The sequence below is a fragment of the Bordetella saccharivorans genome (genome assembly GCF_045862855.1).
Classification (GTDB): domain Bacteria; phylum Pseudomonadota; class Gammaproteobacteria; order Burkholderiales; family Burkholderiaceae_B; genus Bordetella_A; species Bordetella_A petrii_F.
Map to the genome: position 1 here is coordinate 1,237,091 of NZ_BAAFZO010000001.1, position 19,003 is coordinate 1,256,093.

Annotated in this window: 16 protein-coding genes; 3 read left to right on the top strand and 13 right to left on the bottom strand. The window is 68.3% G+C overall.

The window, feature by feature from the left end:
* Window positions 1-4 precede the first annotated feature (4 nt).
* Genes ACKTT0_RS05925 through ACKTT0_RS05945 form a run of 5 tightly spaced genes read right to left on the bottom strand, consistent with a single transcriptional unit; the run spans window position 5 to window position 4,396 of the window.
* Complete coding sequence (locus tag ACKTT0_RS05925) at window positions 5-994, bottom strand: Bug family tripartite tricarboxylate transporter substrate binding protein (protein WP_407848913.1); 990 nt, start codon at window positions 992-994, stop codon at window positions 5-7.
* A gap of 53 nt (window positions 995-1,047) precedes the next feature.
* Complete coding sequence (locus ACKTT0_RS05930; RefSeq protein WP_407848914.1) at window positions 1,048-1,713, bottom strand: RraA family protein; 666 nt, start codon at window positions 1,711-1,713, stop codon at window positions 1,048-1,050.
* Entirely contained in the window at window positions 1,714-2,529 is an 816-nt protein-coding gene (locus tag ACKTT0_RS05935; protein WP_407848916.1) for a carbon-nitrogen hydrolase family protein, read from the bottom strand. It abuts the gene before it with no gap.
* Window positions 2,526-3,479: a LysR family transcriptional regulator gene (locus tag ACKTT0_RS05940; RefSeq protein WP_407848918.1), complete on the bottom strand. Its 954-nt coding sequence runs from the start codon at window positions 3,477-3,479 to the stop codon at window positions 2,526-2,528. Before ACKTT0_RS05940 ends, ACKTT0_RS05935 begins: the two co-directional genes overlap by 4 nt.
* A complete protein-coding gene (locus ACKTT0_RS05945; RefSeq protein ID WP_407848919.1) occupies window positions 3,476-4,396 on the bottom strand; it encodes a TauD/TfdA dioxygenase family protein in 921 nt (306 codons plus the stop codon). Before ACKTT0_RS05945 ends, ACKTT0_RS05940 begins: the two co-directional genes overlap by 4 nt.
* A gap of 201 nt (window positions 4,397-4,597) precedes the next feature.
* On the opposite strand from ACKTT0_RS05945, the gene ACKTT0_RS05950 reads away from it, so the two are divergent.
* Window positions 4,598-5,458 carry a GNAT family N-acetyltransferase gene (locus tag ACKTT0_RS05950; RefSeq protein ID WP_407848920.1) on the top strand — a complete coding sequence of 287 codons (861 nt, stop codon included), beginning with the start codon at window positions 4,598-4,600 and terminating at the stop codon, window positions 5,456-5,458.
* A 7-nt stretch (window positions 5,459-5,465) separates the two neighbouring features.
* Here ACKTT0_RS05950 and ACKTT0_RS05955 read toward each other — a convergent pair whose 3' ends face one another.
* The gene (locus ACKTT0_RS05955; protein ID WP_407848922.1) at window positions 5,466-9,425 is read right to left on the bottom strand and encodes a DUF3683 domain-containing protein; all 3,960 of its coding nucleotides are present in this window, start codon (window positions 9,423-9,425) and stop codon (window positions 5,466-5,468) included.
* Between the two features lie 79 nt (window positions 9,426-9,504).
* On the bottom strand, window positions 9,505-10,062 hold the full coding sequence (locus ACKTT0_RS05960; RefSeq protein WP_407848924.1) for a YqaA family protein: 558 nt from the start codon (window positions 10,060-10,062) through the stop codon (window positions 9,505-9,507).
* Window positions 10,063-10,298: 236 nt separating this feature from the next.
* Between ACKTT0_RS05960 and ilvA the strand changes: the two genes are divergently transcribed.
* Window positions 10,299-11,807 carry a threonine ammonia-lyase, biosynthetic gene (gene ilvA / locus ACKTT0_RS05965; protein WP_407848925.1) on the top strand — a complete coding sequence of 503 codons (1,509 nt, stop codon included), beginning with the start codon at window positions 10,299-10,301 and terminating at the stop codon, window positions 11,805-11,807.
* A 170-nt stretch (window positions 11,808-11,977) separates the two neighbouring features.
* On the opposite strand, the gene ACKTT0_RS05970 is transcribed toward ilvA, so the two are convergent.
* Window positions 11,978-13,045, bottom strand: coding sequence for a porin (locus ACKTT0_RS05970; protein WP_407848926.1), 1,068 nt, complete (start codon window positions 13,043-13,045; stop codon window positions 11,978-11,980).
* A 317-nt stretch (window positions 13,046-13,362) separates the two neighbouring features.
* Window positions 13,363-13,689: a DUF4148 domain-containing protein gene (locus tag ACKTT0_RS05975; protein WP_407848928.1), complete on the bottom strand. Its 327-nt coding sequence runs from the start codon at window positions 13,687-13,689 to the stop codon at window positions 13,363-13,365.
* 236 nt (window positions 13,690-13,925) lie between these two features.
* Here ACKTT0_RS05975 and ACKTT0_RS05980 point away from each other — a divergent pair, with 236 nt between their 5' ends.
* Complete coding sequence (locus tag ACKTT0_RS05980; protein WP_407848929.1) at window positions 13,926-14,843, top strand: LysR family transcriptional regulator; 918 nt, start codon at window positions 13,926-13,928, stop codon at window positions 14,841-14,843.
* 9 nt (window positions 14,844-14,852) lie between these two features.
* Here the strand turns inward: ACKTT0_RS05980 and ACKTT0_RS05985 are convergent, their stop codons facing one another.
* From ACKTT0_RS05985 to cydX, 4 genes are read right to left on the bottom strand one after another with little or no spacing between them, the layout of a single operon-like run.
* A complete protein-coding gene (locus ACKTT0_RS05985; RefSeq protein WP_028354981.1) occupies window positions 14,853-15,401 on the bottom strand; it encodes an adenine phosphoribosyltransferase in 549 nt (182 codons plus the stop codon).
* Window positions 15,402-15,453: 52 nt separating this feature from the next.
* Window positions 15,454-17,136: a thiol reductant ABC exporter subunit CydC gene (cydC, locus tag ACKTT0_RS05990; protein ID WP_407848930.1), complete on the bottom strand. Its 1,683-nt coding sequence runs from the start codon at window positions 17,134-17,136 to the stop codon at window positions 15,454-15,456.
* Complete coding sequence (cydD, locus tag ACKTT0_RS05995) at window positions 17,133-18,872, bottom strand: thiol reductant ABC exporter subunit CydD (RefSeq protein ID WP_407848932.1); 1,740 nt, start codon at window positions 18,870-18,872, stop codon at window positions 17,133-17,135. Before cydD ends, cydC begins: the two co-directional genes overlap by 4 nt.
* Window positions 18,869-18,994: a cytochrome bd-I oxidase subunit CydX gene (gene cydX / locus ACKTT0_RS06000; RefSeq protein ID WP_407848934.1), complete on the bottom strand. Its 126-nt coding sequence runs from the start codon at window positions 18,992-18,994 to the stop codon at window positions 18,869-18,871. Before cydX ends, cydD begins: the two co-directional genes overlap by 4 nt.
* Window positions 18,995-19,003 lie beyond the last annotated feature (9 nt).

The window sequence follows — 19,003 nt, forward strand, 5'->3', positions numbered from 1 at the left end:
GTCATCAGTTTTGCGCCGCGCCGGAGATGCGGACGATGTCCTTCCATTTTGCGGCCTCGGACTGCAGGAAACCGGCCAGCTGCTGCGTGGACATCTCCATCGGAACCAGGCCCATCGTATTGAGTTTGTCCCTGACTTCGGGCATTGCCATCAGCTTCGCCATTTCCGCGCGCAGCCTGGCGACGACCGCCTCGGGCGTTCCCGCCGGGGCCAGGAGCAGGATCCATCCCTGCAGGTCAAAGCCCTTCAGCCCCTGCTCCTGCAGCGTGGGGATATCCGGCAATGACGGAATCCGGGAAGCGGAAGTCACCCCCAGCGCCTTGACCTTGCCTGCTTGCAGCAGCGAATTGACGACGGGCACGTTGTCGGAAATGAAATCAATCTGCCCGCCGACCAGGTCGGCGGCGGTCTGCACCCCGCCGCGGTAGGGAACATGCGTGGCCTGCAGGCCGGACTGCTCCAGCATGGAGGAAATGACCAGATGCGGCGTCGTCCCGTTGCCCGACGAGCCATACGTCAGGCGGACGCCGGGCCGTTTTGCGTAGGCAAGCAGCTCCTGGTAGGTGGACGCCGGATAATCCTTGCGTACAACCAGCACCTGCGGCGCCCAGGCCACCGCCCCGACGGGTACGAAGTCGCGCGCGGCATCGTAGCCCAGGGTGCCTGGCCGCAGCCATTGGGCAATGGTCATGGGCCCGGTCGACCCCATCGCCAGGGTGTAGCCATCCGCCGGCTGGCTGGCCGCGTAATCCGTGCCGATCACACCGCCCGCTCCGGTGCGGTTCTCGACGATGACCGACTGGTGCAACGCCGCACTGAGCTTCTCCGCGATCAGCCGCATGGAAACATCCGATGAGTTGCCCGGCGGGAACGGGACGATGATCCGGACAGGACGCTCCGGCCAGGCGGCCATGGCACTCCCGGCCAGGCACCATGACAGCATGACGCAGGACATCAACCGATGCAGGCTTGCCTGCAAGAAAAAGGCGTTCATGGTTTTCCCCTTGAAGTTCTTTATGGATTGCGTGTCGGCCGGGCGTAGACGCGTCAGCCGGCACGCGCCACGTGGCCGCTGGCGCCGGACAGGTCCCCCAGCCGTTCACCCTTGGCAATGCGCTGCGTGTTGCTGGCCTGCCGGGCCTGCTTGGCCGCCGCCATTGCGGCGACTTCCCGGACCTCGTCCGGCGGCAGCACGAGCACCCCGTTCTCGTCCGCCAGGATGACGTCGCCGGGCGCCACCACCACCCCGCCGCATGACACCGGCACATTCATTCTTCCGGCCAAGTCATAGATGCGCGTGGTAATGGGAGAAATGCCGCGGCACCAGACCGGCAGGCCGTAGTGGGCGATTTCCGAAGGATCGGTACACATGCCGTCGACGATTGCTCCCGCGGCCTGCGCCGCCACCGCACCCTGCGTCACGCCTCCGCCCCAGCATGCGTGCTTGAGGTCGCCCAGGCGATCTATCACGACGATATCGCCTGGCTGCAAGGAGCTCAGCGCATGATGCAGCATGGTCGAGTCCTGCGCGGGCAACGCCAGGGTGATCGCCCGCCCGACGATTTTCTTGCCATGGCCCAATGGCTTTATCCGAGGGTCCATGAAACCCCAGTGGCGGAAATGGCCGATCGTCGCGGTCTCGATGTCGGCCAGCAGCGTGTACACCTCCGCGCCCAGGGGCGGCGGCGGCGGGCCGATTTCATATTTCTGCATCTACAGCACCTTGTGGGAAGCCAACGGAATCTGCGCGCGAACCTGGGAGACGTAGGCGGGGTCCAGCCTGGTGGACACGGCGCCCACGCCATCGGAGGCCTTGGCGACGATATGGCCCCACGGGTCGCAGACCAGCGAATGCCCGTAGGTATGGCGCGTCTCGGTTCCCTGCTGGAACGCGCCGTGCTGCGCCGGCGCGAGCAGATAACATTGCGTTTCGATAGCCCGGGCGCGGCACAAGACGTCCCAGTGGTCCTTTCCTGTCTGCAGGGTGAACGACGCGGGCAGCATGAGCACCTGCGCGCCCTGCTTCACGAGCTGCTGGAAGAGCTCCGGAAAGCGAATGTCATAGCAGATCGCCAGGCCGAATTTGATGCCATCCACATCCGCGACGACCACCTCGGACCCGGCCCGCACCGCGTCCGATTCGCCATAGCGCAGGCCGTCAGGCGTGACGATATCGAACAGGTGGATCTTGCGATAGCGGGCGATTTCCCGGCCGGCGGGGTCGAACACGACCGAGGTGTTGAATACTTTCTTGCCATCCGGGGTGCGCTCGTAGAAGCTGCCCGTATGCACGTGGATCTGGTGGTCCGCCGCGAGCTGGCGGCACATGGACCAGGCCGGGCCGTCCCGTTCGCCTTCGCCAGCCGCCACCTTGTCGGCCGCGCTGCCTCCCGCCCAGTCGAAATGCTCCGGAAAAGATATGAATTGCGGCTGCTCCGCCGCGATGGCGGCCCGCGCGAGGCGGTCCGCGTCGTCGACATTCTTGCGCTTGTCCGGCACGGAATTCATTTGAATCAGACTGATTTTCACGATTTCTCCTGAGGAATTTCGGGCATCGCGGTCTCCCACGCCAGGGCGGAATCGCAGGCCTCGCAATACCTGGAGGCCGCCTGCCGGGCCAGCGTCGCCACGGCGCGCGGCAGCTCGCTGCGGCCTTCGCGGATGAACGCCGCTACGTAATGCACCTGGGCAAATGGCTTGGTCGTGGGCAGCGCGACCAGCAAGCCCTGTTCGATCTCCTTGCTCACCGCGGCCAGGGGGACCGCTGTGATGCCGATCCCGGAGGTCGCCATTTGCACATTGGTGGGCAGGGCGGCGGACGCATGGATGATCACGGTCTGCTGCACCTCGCCCGCGAAATACTCTTCGATCCGCGCCTGGGAAGGAGTGCCAGGGGGGTAGCCGATGATGGGATAGCCGGCCAGTTCGCGTGGAGACAGCGGCGCGCCGCGGTCGATGTTGAATGCCGGACTGGCGACGAAGTGCATGGCGAACGAGCACAGCGGCGTCACTTCGATGTCCAGCCTGTCCGGCGGGGCGCTCGAGATGATGGCGACGTCGAGCCGGCCGGCCTCGAGCTCCTTGATCAACCGCTCGGACAACTCGGTCGTGACGCTCAGCGACACCTGGGGATATTCCTCCCGGATCGTGCGCACCAGCGTTGGGAAAACGGTCGGGATCATGGTGCTGACCGTACCCAGCCGCACGTGGCCCTTCAAGCGGGCCGGATCCAGCATGCTGCGCCTCAGTTTGTGGTACGCATCGATGATCTGCTGGGCCTGGTCGATGAACCGGAGGCCGTCCGGCGTGGGTTCGACCCCCTGTTCCGAACGTGTGAACAGGCACACTCCCAGGTCCTGCTCGATGGACGCGATCCGGTTGGAAATGGCCGTGTGGGTAATGCACAGCTTTTCCGCCGTGGCCTTGATGCTGCGCAGGCGCGCCAGCCACAGGACTGTCTCAAGGAACCGGATATTCATGCCGACCAGTCCCGTGTCTCGATCCCGGCGCGCACAGTAGCCATGATGGGGACATCGCCCTCCAGCGTCGTCCGATACATTGTCCTCACATAGGCGGCATCGTCGAAGCCGGTTGCGCAATGCTGCGTGCAGCGGTTGTCCCACAGGACGGCGTCGCCCGGCCGCCACTTCTGCGTGAAGATGAAGCGGGGCTGCTGGGCGAACTCCTGCAGATAACGAATCAGCGCGCGCCCTTCTTGCGGGTCCACGCCTTCTACATCGCAAGCCCAGCGGCCAATGTAGAGAGAGGTCCGGCCGCTGTCCGGATGCCGGCGCGCCAGGGGGTGGAAGACATCGGGACGATCCCGCTTCTCCTCTTCGGTCAGCGGGTCCATCAGGGGGTAATGGGTCGCGTGCAAGTCGATGCGGCTATACCGCGCGCGTCGGCCGGCGATGGCGTGGCGGACCGGTTGCGGCAGCGCTTCATAGACCGAATACATGTCCACGAACAAGGTATCGCCCCTTTCGGGCGGCACGCGCCGCGCATACAGCAGGGAGCCGGCATTGGGAATACGCTTGTCCTCGCCGTCGGTGTGAAACCCCTCTCCCGCCCGCTTCAGGCCAGCCTCGCCCGCCCCGCCCTCCCTGGATACGGGCTTGGAGGGGTCCTCCTTGCTGGCGTTCGACACGACGAACACCTCGGGATAGTCCGGCAAATTGAATTTGAGCGGCTTCATGATGTGCAGCTCGCCAAACCGCCGGGTGAACGCAATGTGCTGCTCGGGCGACAAATCCAGGTCGCGGAACAACAGTATGGAATGATCGATCCAGGCCTGCCTGATCTTCTGGAAATCGGCCTCGCCGACCTCCAGGCTGGCCGGCACCCCGGCGACCTGGGCGCCGAAACCTCGTTCGAAAGGAATGATGTTTACAGGCATCGCTATGGCCTCGTGATGGGATGGCAGCAGTATGCGAGCCCGGTTGCCGCCTGTCGAACGGGTTTTTATTGACCGGCCTGCAAGTTTTTTATGCCCCCCTCGGCCACGCGGCGGCAGCCCTGGATTTGGTTCTGCGCCCAGCGGCCGTCCGGCCGGCGTTACCATGGCGCGGCAACGTTGACGCTATATGAGGACTACGAAGTGCCACCCTCCCCAACCTCCGCCATCCAATACCGCCCCCTGCAGGAAGCCGACCTGCCCCAGGCCCATGCCCTGTCGGCCGCGCTGCAATGGCCGCACCGGCTGGAAGACTGGCGCTTCGGCTGGCGCCTGGGCGCCGGCGAAGCGGCGTGGCGCGGCACCGAACTGGCGGGGGTGGCGTTGCACTGGGATTACGGCACTTGCCTGACGCTCGGCCATATCATCGTCGCGCCCGCCCACCAGGGCCAGGGCATCGGCGGCACGCTGGTGGCGCGCGCCCTGCAGCGCGCGACGGCGCCGGCCGCGCTGCTGCACGCCACGCCGGCGGGCGCCGGCGTCTATGCCGGGCAGGGTTTCGGCGTCGTGGGCCAGGTGAGCCAGCACCAGGGCGTCGTGCCGGCGCACTTGCCGCCGGCCGGCCCGTCGCCCGCCGACGCCGCGCTGCGCCCGCTAGGTCCGGACGACCGCGCCTGGGCCATGGCATTGGACATGGCGGCCACCGGCATGCGGCGCGAGGCGCTGATCGGCACGCTGTGCGACACGGCGCAGGGGGTGGTCTTGATGCGCGCCGGCCAGCCGGCCGGCTTCTCGCTATTGCGCCGCGCCGGGCACGGCTGGGTCGTCGGCCCGCTGGTCGCGCCGGACCTGGACGGCGCGCAGGCCATGGTCCGGCACTGGCTGGCCGGACATCCGGGCGAGTTCGTGCGGCTGGATACCGCCGCCGATTCGGGACTGGGGCCGTGGCTGGCGCGCCACGGCCTGCCGCGCGTCGACTTCGGCGCCATCATGTCGCGCGGGCCGATGCCGGCGCGCGATTCCCGCCGGCGCGCCTATGCGCTGGTGTCGCAGGCGCTGGGCTAGCAGGGGCCTAGACCAGCACCCGCTCGATGCCGCCCCCGTTGGCGCGCCGCACGTAGTCTTCCATCCACTGCTCGCCCAGGATGTGGCGCGCCATCTCGACCACGATGTAGTCGGCGTCCATGGCGGTATCGCCCTGGTAGCGCGACAGGCCTTGCAGGCACGACGGGCAGGACGTCAGCACCTTGACCTCGCCGGCGTAGCCGTCCTGGCGCAGCGCGGCCTGGCCCTTCTGCAGTTCCTCCTGTTTGCGGAAGCGCACCTGGGTGGAGACGTCCGGCCGGCTCACCGCCAAGGTACCCGATTCGCCGCAGCAGCGGTCGGTCTTGACGGCGCCGTCGCCCACCAGGGAGCGCACCGTCTTCATCGGGTCCTGCAGCTTCATGGGCGTGTGGCAGGGATCGTGGTACATGTAGCGCACGCCCTTGGCCCCTTCCAGCTTGATGCCTTTTTCGAGCAGGTACTCGTGGATGTCGATCAGGCGGCAACCGGGGAAGATCTTGTCGAACTCGTAGCCCGCCAACTGGTCGTAGCAGGTGCCGCAGCTGACCACCACGGTCTTGATATCCAGGTAGTTGAGCGTATTGGCCACCCGGTGGAACAGCACGCGGTTGTCGGTGATGATCTGCTCGGCCTTGTCGTTCATGCCGTTGCCGCGCTGCGGATAGCCGCAGCACAGGTAGCCCGGCGGCAGCACCGTCTGCACGCCGGCATGCCACAGCATGGCCTGGGTCGCCAGCCCCACCTGCGAGAACAGGCGCTCCGAGCCGCACCCGGGGAAATAGAACACCGCTTCCGTGTCGGCCGTGGTGGCCTTGGGGTCGCGGATGATCGGCACGTAGTTGGCGTCTTCGATGTCCAGCAGCTTGCGCGCGCTCTGCTTGGGCAGGCCGCCCGGCATCTTCTTGTTGACGAAGTGCACCACCTGCTCGCGCAGCGGCGGCTTGCCCACCGTGGCCGGCGGGTGCGCCGTCTGCTTGCGCGCGAAGCGGGACAGCAGGTCGTTGGCCAGGCGCTGGGCCTTGTAGCCCACGCCCACCATGGCCTTGCGGGTGGCGTTGATGGTGGCCGGATCCTTGGCGTTCAGGAAGAACATGGCCGCGGTGGTGCCGGGATTGAACGACTTGCGGCCCATGCGGCGCAGCAGCGCGCGCATGTTCATGGAGACGTCGCCGAAATCGATATCCACCGGGCACGGGTTGTAGCACTTGTGGCAGACCGTGCAGTGGTCGGCCACATCCTCGAATTCTTCCCAGTGCTTCAGGCTGACGCCGCGGCGGGTCTGCTCTTCGTACAGGAAGGCCTCGACCAGCAGCGAGGTGGCCAGGATCTTGTTGCGCGGCGAATACAGCAGGTTGGCGCGCGGCACGTGGGTGGCGCACACCGGCTTGCACTTGCCGCAGCGCAGGCAGTCCTTGATGGATTCGGAAATCGCGCCAATGTCGCTCTGCTGCATGATGAGCGATTCGTGGCCCATCAGGTTGAAACTGGGCGTCCAGGCATGGCGCAGGTCGGCCCCCGGCATCAGCTTGCCGGCGTTGAAATGCCCGCGCGGATCGACGCGGCGCTTGTATTCCTGGAACGGCGCCAGCTCGGCCTCGGTCAGGAACTCGTATTTGGTCAGGCCGATGCCGTGCTCGCCCGAAATGACGCCGTCCAGGTCGCGCGCGATCTGCATGATGCGCGCCACCGCCTGGTGGGCCTCGGCCAGCATCTCGTAGTCGTCGGAATTGACCGGGATGTTGGTGTGCACGTTGCCGTCGCCGGCGTGCATGTGCAGCGCCACGAACACGCGGCTCTTGAGCACGCGCGCGTGGATGGCCTGGAACTCGTCGAGGATGTGCTTGCCGGTGCCGCCCGAGAAAATGCCGCGCATGGGCGCCAGCACCTCGGTCTTCCACGAGACGCGCACCGTGCGGTCTTGCAGCACGTCGAACATGCGCGCCTGCGGCTGCGCGGCCACGCGATCGGCCAGCGCCCCCTGCAACGGCGTCATGCCCAGCCCGGACAGGTCGGGCAGCGCCTGCTGCACCGGCAGGTCGAGGTTGTCGAGCAGCCACTGCCAGCGCCGCCGCACGGCGGCCAGCACGTCGATGGCCTGGCGGGTGCTCTCGGCCAGCGCTTCGGCGCGCGTCGCCTCGTCTTCGGCGTCCTCGGCCTTGCCCACCGGCAGCGGCGCCGCCAGGAACGCATCCAGGGCGTCCAGCAGCTTGAGCTTGTTGCGAGTGGACAGCTCGATGTTGATGCGCTCGATGTGGTCGGTGTATTCGCCCATGCGCGACAGCGGGATCACCACGTCTTCGTTGATCTTGAAGGCGTTGGTGTGGCGCGCGATGGCGGCGGTGCGCGAGCGGTCGAGCCAGAATTTCTTGCGGGCCTCGGCGCTCACGGCCACGAACCCCTCGCCGTGCCGCGTGTTGGCCAGCCGCACCACTTCGCTGGCGGCGGTGGCCACGGCGTCTTCGTCATCGCCGACGATATCGCCGATCAGGACCATCTTGGGCAGCGTGTCGCGCTTGCTCTTGGTGGCATAGCCGACGGCGCGCAGGTAGCGCTCGTCCAGGTGTTCCAGGCCGGCCAGGATGGCGCCGCGCGCGCGGCCCTCGCCGTCCAGGTAGCCCTTGACCTCGACGATCGACGGGATGGCGTCGCGCGCCTGCCCGAAGAACTCCATGCAGACCGTGCGGGTGTGGCGCGGCATGCGGTGCAGCACCCAGCGGGCCGAGGTGATCAGGCCGTCGCAGCCTTCCTTCTGCACGCCGGGCAGGCCGGCCAGGAATTTGTCGGTGACGTCCTTGCCCAGCCCTTCCTTGCGGAACACGCGGCCGGCGATTTCCAGTTGTTCGGTCTTGAGCAGGCGCTCGCCGGGCTTGCCGGCGCCGTCGAACCACTTGAGTTCGAAGCGCGCCACCTCGACGTCGTGGATCTTGCCGAGGTTGTGCTCCAGGCGGGTGACTTCCAGCCAGTTGCCGTCCGGGTCGACCATGCGCCACCAGGCCAGGTTGTCCAGCGCGGTGCCCCACAGCACGGCCTTCTTGCCGCCGGCGTTCATGGCGATGTTGCCGCCCACGCACGAGGCCTCGGCCGAGGTGGGGTCGACCGCGAAGACGAAGCCGGCCTGCTCGGCGGCCTCAGCCACCCGCTTGGTGACCACGCCGGCGCCGGCATGGATGACCGCCGCGGGCTCGGTCAGGCCGGGCAGGATACAGGACTCCACCGGCCCCAGGGCGTCGAATTTCTCGGTATTGATGACCGCCGACTTCCAGGTCAGCGGAATGGCCCCCCCGGTGTAGCCGGTGCCGCCGCCGCGCGGCACGATGGTCAGGCCCAGCTCGATGCAGGCGCGCACCAGCGCGGCGGTCTCGCCCTCGTTGTCGGGCGTCAGCACCACGAACGGGTATTCCACCCGCCAGTCGGTGGCGTCGGTCACGTGCGACACGCGAGACAGGCCGTCGAACTTGATGTTGTCGCGCGCCGTGATGCGGCCCAGCACCTTCTGGGCCTGCTTGCGCAGGTGCGCGGTCTGGTCGAATTCGCTTTCGAAGGCGGCCACGGCGGAACGTGCGCGCGCCAGCAGCTCGACCACCTTGGCGTCGCGCTGCGGGTCATGCCCCTCGGGGGCGGGCAGGCCGGGCTCGCGACGACTGTCGATCTCGCCCAGGCGGTGGTGCAGGGCCTCGACCAGCAGCTTGCGGCGCTTCGGGTTGTCGAGCAGGTCATCCTGCAGGTAGGGGTTGCGGCGCACCACCCAGATGTCGCCCAGCACTTCGTACAACATGCGCGCCGAACGGCCGGTGCGGCGCTCGCCGCGCAGGTCGCTGAGCCACTGCCAGGCATCCGCGCCCAACAGGCGGCCGACGATTTCCCGGTCGGAAAACGAGGTGTAGTTGTACGGGATTTCGCGCAGACGCGCGGTGGCTGCGGGCGGGATCGCCGCGGACAGGATTTGGCTGGCGAGGGGGGCGTTCATGGACAAGCGGAAGTGGGCCCTTAAAGAATCATTTTAAGACATTGTGCGACCGGGCCTGTCCGCCCCGCCGAACGCGGCCTCAGACCGGCTGCGGGAAGAACCAAAGCAGCCCGGCCGTCATGACGGTGTAGCGGGCGAATTTGCCAATGGCCATGTACAGGACGCAGGGCCAGAAAGCCAGCCGCAGCCAGCCGGCCACCGCGCACAGCGGGTCGCCCACGGCGGGCAGCCACGACAGCAGCAGCGCCGGCGGGCCCAGGCGATGCAGCCAGTCGTGCGCCCGCAGGTGCCAGCGGCCGCGCATGCGGTCGCCGAAGCCGCCGGGGTGGCCGTGCGGCGCGCCCGCCGGGGCCGGATGGGGGTGTTTCTCGCGCCAGCGCTCGAACGCCCGATGGGCGCCCAGGCCCATCGCATAGCTGATCGCCCCGCCCACCGTATTGCCCACGGTGGCCACCAGCACCGCCGGCCAGAACATTTCCGGCGCCAGCTTGACGAAGCCGAACACCGCCGGCTCGGAGCCAAGCGGCAACAAGGTGGCCGACACCAGGCTGACGACGAAAATGGCCGGCAGCCCCACCTCGGGCAGGGCCACCAGCGCCAGCACCCAGTGGACGGCGTTCAGCAGGCTTTGTTCCATGATGGGCGGCAGTGTAGCGCCTGCGGCAGGGCAAGTGGCAGAGCAGGTGTCCGGCACCCTGGGGGGCCCCGAAGGTGTCTGGCACCCAAAGGGTGTCAGACACCTCACTGGCAAGGAAGTCGGACGCCTTGCCGCTCGCCTGCCCGGAAACCCGGAAATGCCCAAGCGGCCCGGCAGACCCGTGTGATATTCTGCCCCACGCCTTTTTTCCCTCATCCCGGCTGTTTTCCGCCATCATGTCCGCCGACTATCTGAAACGCATCCTGACCTCCAAGGTCTACGACGTCGCCGTCGAATCCCCGCTCGAAGCCGCTCCCCTGCTGTCGCAGCGAATTTCGAACACGGTGCTGCTCAAGCGTGAAGATACCCAGGCGGTGTTCAGCTTCAAGCTGCGCGGCGCATACAACAAAATGGCCAACCTGGCGCCGGCGGCCCGAGCGCGCGGGGTCATTGCCGCTTCGGCGGGCAACCACGCCCAGGGCGTGGCCCTGGCGGCCAGCCGGCTGGGCTGCCGCGCCGTCATCGTCATGCCCACCACCAGCCCACAGGTCAAGATCGACGCCGTGCGCCGCCTGGGCGGCGAGGTGGTGCTGGCCGGCGAAAGCTTCTCGGACGCCTATGCGCATGCCCAGAAGCTTGAAAAGAAAGAGAAACTGACCTTCGTCCACCCGTTCGACGACCCCGATGTGATCGCCGGCCAGGGCACCGTGGGCATGGAAATCCTGCGCCAGCATCCCGGCCCCATCGATGCCATTTTCGTGGCCATCGGCGGCGGCGGCCTGATCGCCGGGGTGGCCGCCTATGTCAAGCAACTGCGGCCCGAAATCAAGATCATCGGCGTGCAGACCGAAGATTCCGACGCCATGCTGCGCAGCGTGCGGGCCGGACGCCGGGTCCAGCTCAGCGACGTGGGCCTGTTCTCCGACGGCACCGCGGTCAAGATGGTGGGCGCCGAGACCTTCCGGCTGACGCGGCAATACGTGGACGATTTCGTGGTGGTCGACACCGACGCCATCTGCGCCGCCATCAAGGACGTCTTCACCGATACGCGCAGCGTGCTGGAACCGGCCGGCGCCATGGCGGTGGCGGCCGCCAAGCAATACGCGGCCGAACACAAGCTCAAGGGCAAAACCCTGGTGGCCATCGCATGCGGCGCCAACATGAATTTCGACCGCCTGCGCTTCGTGGCCGAACGCGCCGAGGTCGGCGAAATGCGGGAAGCCGTGTTCGCCGTCACCATGCCAGAGCAGCGCGGCAGCTTCCGCCGCTTCTGCGAACTGGTCGGCCACCGCAGCGTCACGGAGTTCAATTACCGCATATCCGACGCCGAACGGGCCCATGTGTTCGTCGGCGTGCAGGTCAACTCGCCGGCCGAATCCGACAAGATCGCGGCAAATTTCCGTCGCCACGGCTTCGATACGCTCGACCTGACCCACGACGAAATGGCCAAGACCCACCTGCGCCACATGGTGGGCGGGCGGTCGGCGCTGGCCAGCCACGAGCTGCTGTACCGCTTCGAGTTCCCCGAGCGCCCCGGCGCGCTGATGCGCTTCTTGAACGCCATGAACCCGGACTGGAACATCAGCCTGTTCCACTACCGCAACCAGGGCGCCGACTATGGCCGCATCCTGGTCGGCATCCAGGTGCCGCCCTCGGACAAGAAGCTGTTCAAGACCTTCCTGGCCGAGCTGGGCTACCCGCACTGGAACGAAACCGACAACCCCGCATACCGGCTGTTCCTGTAGCCGCCAAGCGGCTGCCATGGCGGCCGCCCAAAAAAGCGGAAGGGCCTCGAAGAGGCCCTTCCTTTCTAGGCACAGACACGTCCGGCGCAAACCTTCGCGGGGTCAGTTGTCACTCGACGGGCAGCGGAAAACCCGTGCATTCGGCAACCCGCGCCGGACGCGGCATGCGCTTAGAACCGGTGACGCAGACCGAACGCAACGGCAGTGCTGCGCAGGTCTTCCGTAAACAGGTAGTCGTCCGCGTACGAGACATACGCGTACAGGTTGGTGCGCTTGCTCAGGTCATACGTGTAGCCCAGGCTGTAGACGTCCGTGGAGACGTCGTCGCCCAGGCGGTCGTCCTTGGGATCGGCGCGCTGCCAGGAAGCGAATACCTTGTGCGCGCCCAGGGGCACGGTGGCGCCCAGCATGTACGAATTGACCCGCGAGCCGTCCGCCAGGACGAAGTCGGGCACCGGCAAGCCGCGCGCGTCGGTGCTGACGAACCAGCCGTCGCGCGTCTGGCCGAAGGCGGCCGAGACCTTGACGACCTCGAAGTCGTAGGCCGCGCCGATGTTGTACTGCTGGATCTTGGCATCGGTATCGATGCTGCTTTGCGGGTTCATGCGGTCGTAGGACAGGGCCACGGTCAGCGGGCCGTTGGCGTACTGCGCGCCGACGGTGATGACGCGGTTGTTGTCGCTGGTGCGGGAATTGCCCTCGCCGCTGGCGTTGAACGAATAGCCGACGCCCAGCTGCAGGCCCGAGAACGACGGGGTCTGGTACATGACCATGTTGTCCAGGCGCATGGTGTTGGCCGAACCGAAGGTCGTGCCCAGGTTGGCCGTTTCATAGCTCAGGCCGAACGGATCGATGGGGGTGAAGTACTTCGAGGCCAGGTTGGTCTGGCGGCCGAAGTCGAGGCGGCCCCAGGAATCGCTTTCCAGGCCGATGGTGGCCTGGCGTCCGAACATGCGGTTGTTCTGGGCGTGGTTGCCGGTATTCGGTGAGAAGCCGCCTTCCAGTTGGAAGACCGCCTTCAGGCCGTCACCCAGGTCTTCGGTGCCGCGCAGGCCGAAGCGCGAGCCGCTGTTCACGCCGTCGACGGCGCCAAAGCGGCTTTGCTTGGCATCGTGCAGCTTGATGCGGTTGTAGCCCAGACCCGCGTCGATCAGGCCGTACAGGGTAACGGAGGTCTCCGCCTGGGCCGCGCCCGCGAAGCCCGCGGCCAGGGCGACGGCCAGTAGCGTTTTCTTCATGATGATTCCCTAAAGCAAGGTGACAGGAAGGCCATGCGGGGCCGGCTCGCGAGAGCCACGCGCCGCATGTTGCGTAAAAGTATCTTTCCAACTGCAAGAAGGATTAACGGCGAATTTGGCGAGCTGATCACCAAAAGCGCCGTTAATGCGTCCTACATCTGGCGGATACCGCCTTCCGCCCCAGGGGAACCCCGTGCCGGGCGTGTCAGTTGAAGGGCCGGATTCATGTCAAACAGGCAGGCTCGCGCCCCCGCCACGCGTTGCATTTTGACAACACATGCCGCCGCCCGGCGCGAGCCGCGACGGGGCGAAGGAAGTCAGCGCGCTTGGGGCGGGTAGTCCAGGTCGCCGAAGCTCACTTCGCCGGCGGCCTTGGCGGCCTCCAGTTCAGCTCGGACCTGGGCGCGGGTCTTGCGGGTGGCGGGCGGCCGCTCGGGCGGGTAGTCCAGGTCGCCCGAGCTCATCTCGCCGGCGGCGCGGGCCTGGGCGAGTTCCGCGCGCACCTGGGCGCGGGTCTTGTGTGCGGCGATGGGCGCGGGCGGCGGGTAATCCAGGTCGCCGGACGAGACCTGGCCGGCCGCGCGGGCGGCGGCCAGTTCGGCGCGCACCTGCGCGCGGGTCTTGCCGGGGGCTTTGGCGGACATGCGGGTCACCGTGATGGTCGCGCCGACGAAGCGGCGACGGCTTCATGATACCCCTGCGTCACGGACCGGCCCCGCAGTGTTGGTTCGTTACGGTGCCGCGGCCTGGCTCGCCCCTTGCGCGAGGTCATGCCGGGCGGTTTGCCTGCCGTGACGGACCCGATTGTTCCATTTTCGGCAAACGCATTATCCATCGTGATGGGATATGTTTACGCCAGGCATCGAACCTGAAGAACACCATGGATATCCAGCTCAACGACATCGCGCTGTTCGTCGAAGTCGCCAAGCGCAAGAATTTCAGCCACGCCGCTGAAGCCCTGAACATTCCCGCGTCGACGCTGTCGCGCCGGGTCAGCGAACTGGAACAGGGCATCGGCATGAAACTGCTGAACCGCAGCACGCGGCGCATCGAGCTGACCGAGGCCGGGCTGGTGTACTTCGAGCGCTGCCGCCCCATCGTCGAAGAAGCCCGCGTAGCGCACGACCAGTTGCTGGACATGGCGGCGCAGCCCAAGGGCCGGCTGCGCATCTCCATGCCGTCGAGCCTGGCCCAGCTGTTCCTGCCGGCGGTCATCCGCGAATTCCGCACGCTGCACCCCGACATCGAATGCGATTTCGACCTGAACATGCAGCACATCGACCCTATCAGCAACCCGTACGACCTGGTGCTGCGGTTCGGCAAGCAGCCGGACTCCAGCCTGGTGGCCCGCCAGATCGTGCTGATGCAGCACCGGTTATACGCCTCGCCGCAGTACCTGGCCTTGCACGGCGAACCGCGCGCGCCCGCCGACCTGGGCCATCACGAATGCCTGCGGCCCGCCATGAGCGAAGCGTTTTCGTACTGGGTGCTGCATTCGGGCGAAAAGGTCGAGCGGGTCGCGGTGTCGGGCCGGCTGGCGGCCAACAATATCGGCATGCTGTCGCGCCTGGCCAGCCAGGGGCTGGGCATCGCGCCGCTGCTGGTATTCGACACCATCGGCCAGCCCATCCGCAACAAGGGCCTGGTGCCGGTGCTGCCCGACTGGACGCTTACGCCGGTGCCCCTGTTCGCCCTGCTGCCGTCGCGCACCATTCCCGCCAAGACGCGCGCTTTCCTGGACTTCATCCAGCCGCGGCTCAGCAAGCCCGCGTCCTGGGCAATGGCCGAAGCCGCCTGAACGGCCGGCCTATTCCGCGTTGTCGTAGCTGCACACCGTGAAGAGCGGCGTGCCAGTGGCGGCCACCTTGCCGGAGCCACCCAGCTCGGGCAGGTCGATGATGGCGGCGGCCTCCACCACATTGGCGCCCAGGCGCTGCAGCAACTTGATGGCGGCCAGCATGGTGCCGCCGGTGGCGATCAGGTCGTCGACCAGCAGCACGCGCTGGCCGGTGCGCACCGAGTCGGTGTGCATTTCGACGGAAGAGTTGCCGTACTCGAGGGTGTATTCCTCGGCCACGGTGCGGAACGGCAACTTGCCCTGCTTGCGCACCGGCACGAAACCGAGGTTCAGTTCGTAGGCCAGCACGCTGCCGATGATGAAGCCGCGCGCGTCCACGCCCGCGACCAGGTCGAGGCGCTGGCGCATGTAGCGGTAGACGAACAGGTCGATCAGTACGCGGAAGGTGCGCGGATCCTGCAGCAGCGGGGTGATGTCGCGGAAGATCACGCCGGGCCGGGGCCAATCGGGGACGCTGCGGATGGTGCGCCGGATGAGTTCGGCGGTGTCGGTCTGCATGGGAACGCCCCGGAAAAATAAAGCAAGGCGAACTATAACCGTGTGGCCGATGTTAGGCCAGATCGGCGGCCGCCAGGCGGCCGCCCCGCAATTGCAGGCAGCGGTCCACCGTACCGGGTGGCAGTCCGGCGTGCGTGACCAGGATCACGGTGCGGCCGCGCGCCGCTCCGGCCAGGTCGCGGAAGAAGGCATCCTGGGTGGCCATGTCCAGGCCCGTGGTCGGCTCGTCCAGGGCGAGAACCGGGGCCGGCGATAACAGGGCACGCGCCAGGCACAGCCGGCGCGCCTGGCCGGCCGACAGGCTGGCGCCCGTCTCGCCGACCCAGGTATCCAGTCCGTCCGGCAGGCCGCGGACGAACTCGCCCAGCCGCGCCGCGTCCAGCGCCGACCACAGGGCGGCATCGGCGGCCCCGGGCGCGCCGATCAGCAGATTGGTGCGCAGGGTGCCGAGGAATACCGGCGCATCCTGGCTCAGCCACGCCACGCGCCGATGCAGTTCGGCCTGGGCCGCGTCGCGCACGTCCACGCCGCCGAAGCTCACGCAACCGGATTGGGGATCTTCGAGCCGCAACAGGAGTTGCAACAACGTGGACTTGCCGGCCCCGCTGGGGCCCATGATCGCGACGCGTTCCCCCGGAGCGATGCGCAGATCGATCCCGTCGAGCACCGCCGGCCCGGCCTGCCCGTCGGCGGCCGGATAAGCAAAATGGACCTCCTGGAACTCGACCGCCCCGTTGGCCGGCAAGGCTTGCGGCGTGGCGGGATCGCGCTGGTCGGCCGGCTGCTCCACGACGGCCCCGATGCGCCGAGCCGCGGCCACCGCGCCGCCTAGCCGTGAGGCGCCGCGCATCAGCGGGCCGGCCACCTCGAACAGGCCAAGCACCGCCAGCAGCAGGCCCGCCAGGAGCGGCCCGCCAAGCTGGCCCCGCGCCAGCGCGCCAAGCCCGAACCACAGCACCGCGACCACGCAGACGCCGGCGACAAGCTGCAACAGCCACAGGCCGGCGGCGGCCGTGCGGGCCTGCGCGTCGCGCGCCCGGGCCACCGCGGCGCAATAGCCGGCGAAACGCGCGCGGGCCGGGCCGGCGGCGTGCAGGGCGACCAGGTCGGCATGGCCTTCCACCGCTTCCAGGGTAGCGGCCCGCAGCGCGGCCAGGCTTTGCTGGACGGCGCGGCCCGGCTGGCGCGCGGCCCGGGCCAGCCACGCCGGGATCGCCAGGGTGACGATGCCCATGGCCAGCGCGAGGATCGCGCCGGCCATGGGCAGCCAGTATCCGAGCACGCCGGCCAACAGGGCGCCAGCGGCGGCGGCGGTCGCGACAGGCGCCAGCACATGCAGGAAGACCGTGTCCAGCGCATCGACATCGCCAGTCAGCCGGGCGACCAGGTCGCCGGCGCGATAGCGCGCCAATTGTCGCGGCGCCAGGCGCACCAGCGCGTCGAACACGCGCGCGCGCAGGTCGGTCAGCAGTCGCAGCGTGGCGGCATGCCCGACCAGGCGCTCGGCATAGCGCGAGGCAATGCGCACGAATGACAGCAGGCGCACCAGGGCCGATGGCACGAACAGGTTGAATGCCGTGCCGGCGCCGGCCAGCGCGGCCGCGCTGAGGAACCATCCCGACACGCCCAGCAGGCCGACCCCGGCCGCAATGGTAAGCAAGGCCAGCGCGAGGGCCGCCAGCAGGCCGCGCCAGCGGCGGCGATACAGCGGCAGCAGCAAGCGCAGCGGCCTCATGCGGGCTCCAGGGCGCCGCGCGCCAGGCGCACGACGCGCGGCAGGCGCGCCGCCACGGCCGGCGCATGGGTGGCCAGCAGCAGGGTGCGGCCGCGGGCGAAGGACAGGATTTCGTCCAGCACCTCGGCCTGGGTGGCATCGTCCAGGTGCGCCGTGGGCTCGTCCAGCAGGATCAACCCCGGGTCGCGCAGGAACAGCCGCGCCAGCGCCACCCGCTGCATCTGCCCGCCGGACAGGCCGTGCCCGCCCTCGCCCAGGCGCGTCTGCAGGCCGGCCGGCATGGCGTGCGTGAAGGCCAGTACGCGGGCGCGGCGGGCAGCCTCGCGCACTTGCTCGTCGGTGGCGTCCGGCCGGCCCAGGCGGATGTTGGCGGCGATGCTGCCGGCAAACAGGTACGGCCGCTGCCCGATCAGGGCCACGCGCGCGCGCAACGCGGACTCGTCCCAGTCCGCCAGCAGCCGGCCGTCGATACGGATCTCGCCCGCGCACGGACGCAGCCGGCACAAGGCTTCGAGCAGCGTGGTCTTGCCCGCGCCGCTGGCTCCCATCAGCGCCAAGTGGGCGCCGGCCGGCAGGTCGAGATGCGCCGCGTCGAGCACCGGCGCTGGCCGTCCGGCGGCCAGCGCCGTCAGGCCACGCGCCTGCAGGGCGGCCGCCCCGGAACCGGCCGGCACGGCCGCCCGGGGCGGGTGGCCTGGCGCGACCGGCCCGGGCAGTCCGTCGAAGACCTGGGCGATCTGCGCCACCGCCGCGCGGGCGGCGGCCCGGTCGTGGTAGTGGGCCGCGAACTGGCGCAGCGGCGCATAGACTTCCGGCGCCATCAGCAGGCAGAAAAAACCGGTTTGCAAGGTCAACGGCGTGGCGCGCAGGTCGAGAAAACCCAGGTACGTGAGGCCGAAATACACGGCAATGCCCGCCACGCCCAGCGCCGCGAAGAACTCCAGTACGGCCGATGACAAGAAGGCGATGCGCAGCACGGCCATCGTGCGGCGACGCAGGGCTTCGCTGGCCGCCGCCACGGCCTGCCCCTCGGCCGCGGCGCGGCCGTACAGCTTCAAGGTGACCAGGCCGCGCAGCCGGTCGGCGAAAAAGCCCGACAACCTGGCGAAAGCGCGCAAGTGACGGCGGCTGGCCGCCTCGGCGCCCCACCCCACCAGCGCCATGAACAACGGGATCAGCGGCGCGGTAACGAACAGCAGCAGCCCCGCCACCAGGTCGAACGGCAGCAACGCCACGGCAAATGCCGGCGGCAACACCGCCGCCGCGATCACCGCCGGCAGGTAGCGGGAAAAAAAGCCGTCGAGCGCATCGACCTGGTCCACTACGGCGCTGGCCAGTTCACCCGAAACACGGGTGCGGGACCAGGCGGGGCCTTGGGCGAGGAGACGTTCGAACAGGGCCAGGCGCACCGACTGCTTGACGCGCTCGGCGGTGCGCGCGCTGGCGCGCTCGGCCAGCCAGGCCAACCCGGCACGGGCCAGCATCAGCCCGGCGATCACGCCGATGCCGCCGGCCAGTTCGGCGCGCGGCGCCTGCCCCGCGATGGCGGCGTCGAGCAGGCGCGCCAGCCACCAGGCCTGCAACAGCAGCAGGATGCCGCCGACCAGGGGCGCAGCCGCGGCCAGGCCAAGCGGCCCGCGCACGGCGCGCGCCTGCGCCGCGAGCCAGCGCGCGTGCTCGGGCGGCGACGCGCGCGACGCGGCGGAGTCGCGCTCCAGGCCGGCAATACCGCTCACGCGTCGCCGGAGGTCTTGGCCGGATCGTGCTCAGCGCCTTCGCGCAGTTCGAACCACATGGCGTTGAGAATGGCAAACGCGCAAGCCAGGCTCAAGCCGAGAATCCACGAGAAATACCACATGAGCGGGCT

Excerpts from the sequence above, each read along its gene's own strand:
- ACKTT0_RS05925 (WP_407848913.1), bottom strand. The coding sequence starts at position 994 with ATGAACGCCTTTTTCTTGCAGGCAAGCCTGCATCGGTTGATGTCCTGC.
- ACKTT0_RS05930 (WP_407848914.1), bottom strand. The coding sequence starts at position 1,713 with ATGCAGAAATATGAAATCGGCCCGCCGCCGCCGCCCCTGGGCGCGGAG.
- ACKTT0_RS05940 (WP_407848918.1), bottom strand. The coding sequence starts at position 3,479 with ATGAATATCCGGTTCCTTGAGACAGTCCTGTGGCTGGCGCGCCTGCGC.
- ACKTT0_RS05945 (WP_407848919.1), bottom strand. The coding sequence starts at position 4,396 with ATGCCTGTAAACATCATTCCTTTCGAACGAGGTTTCGGCGCCCAGGTC.
- ACKTT0_RS05955 (WP_407848922.1), bottom strand. The coding sequence starts at position 9,425 with ATGAACGCCCCCCTCGCCAGCCAAATCCTGTCCGCGGCGATCCCGCCC.
- ACKTT0_RS05960 (WP_407848924.1), bottom strand. The coding sequence starts at position 10,062 with ATGGAACAAAGCCTGCTGAACGCCGTCCACTGGGTGCTGGCGCTGGTG.
- ilvA (WP_407848925.1), top strand. The coding sequence starts at position 10,299 with ATGTCCGCCGACTATCTGAAACGCATCCTGACCTCCAAGGTCTACGAC.
- ACKTT0_RS05970 (WP_407848926.1), bottom strand. The coding sequence starts at position 13,045 with ATGAAGAAAACGCTACTGGCCGTCGCCCTGGCCGCGGGCTTCGCGGGC.
- ACKTT0_RS05975 (WP_407848928.1), bottom strand. The coding sequence starts at position 13,689 with ATGTCCGCCAAAGCCCCCGGCAAGACCCGCGCGCAGGTGCGCGCCGAA.
- ACKTT0_RS05980 (WP_407848929.1), top strand. The coding sequence starts at position 13,926 with ATGGATATCCAGCTCAACGACATCGCGCTGTTCGTCGAAGTCGCCAAG.
- ACKTT0_RS05985 (WP_028354981.1), bottom strand. The coding sequence starts at position 15,401 with ATGCAGACCGACACCGCCGAACTCATCCGGCGCACCATCCGCAGCGTC.
- cydC (WP_407848930.1), bottom strand. The coding sequence starts at position 17,136 with ATGAGGCCGCTGCGCTTGCTGCTGCCGCTGTATCGCCGCCGCTGGCGC.
- cydX (WP_407848934.1), bottom strand. The coding sequence starts at position 18,994 with ATGTGGTATTTCTCGTGGATTCTCGGCTTGAGCCTGGCTTGCGCGTTT.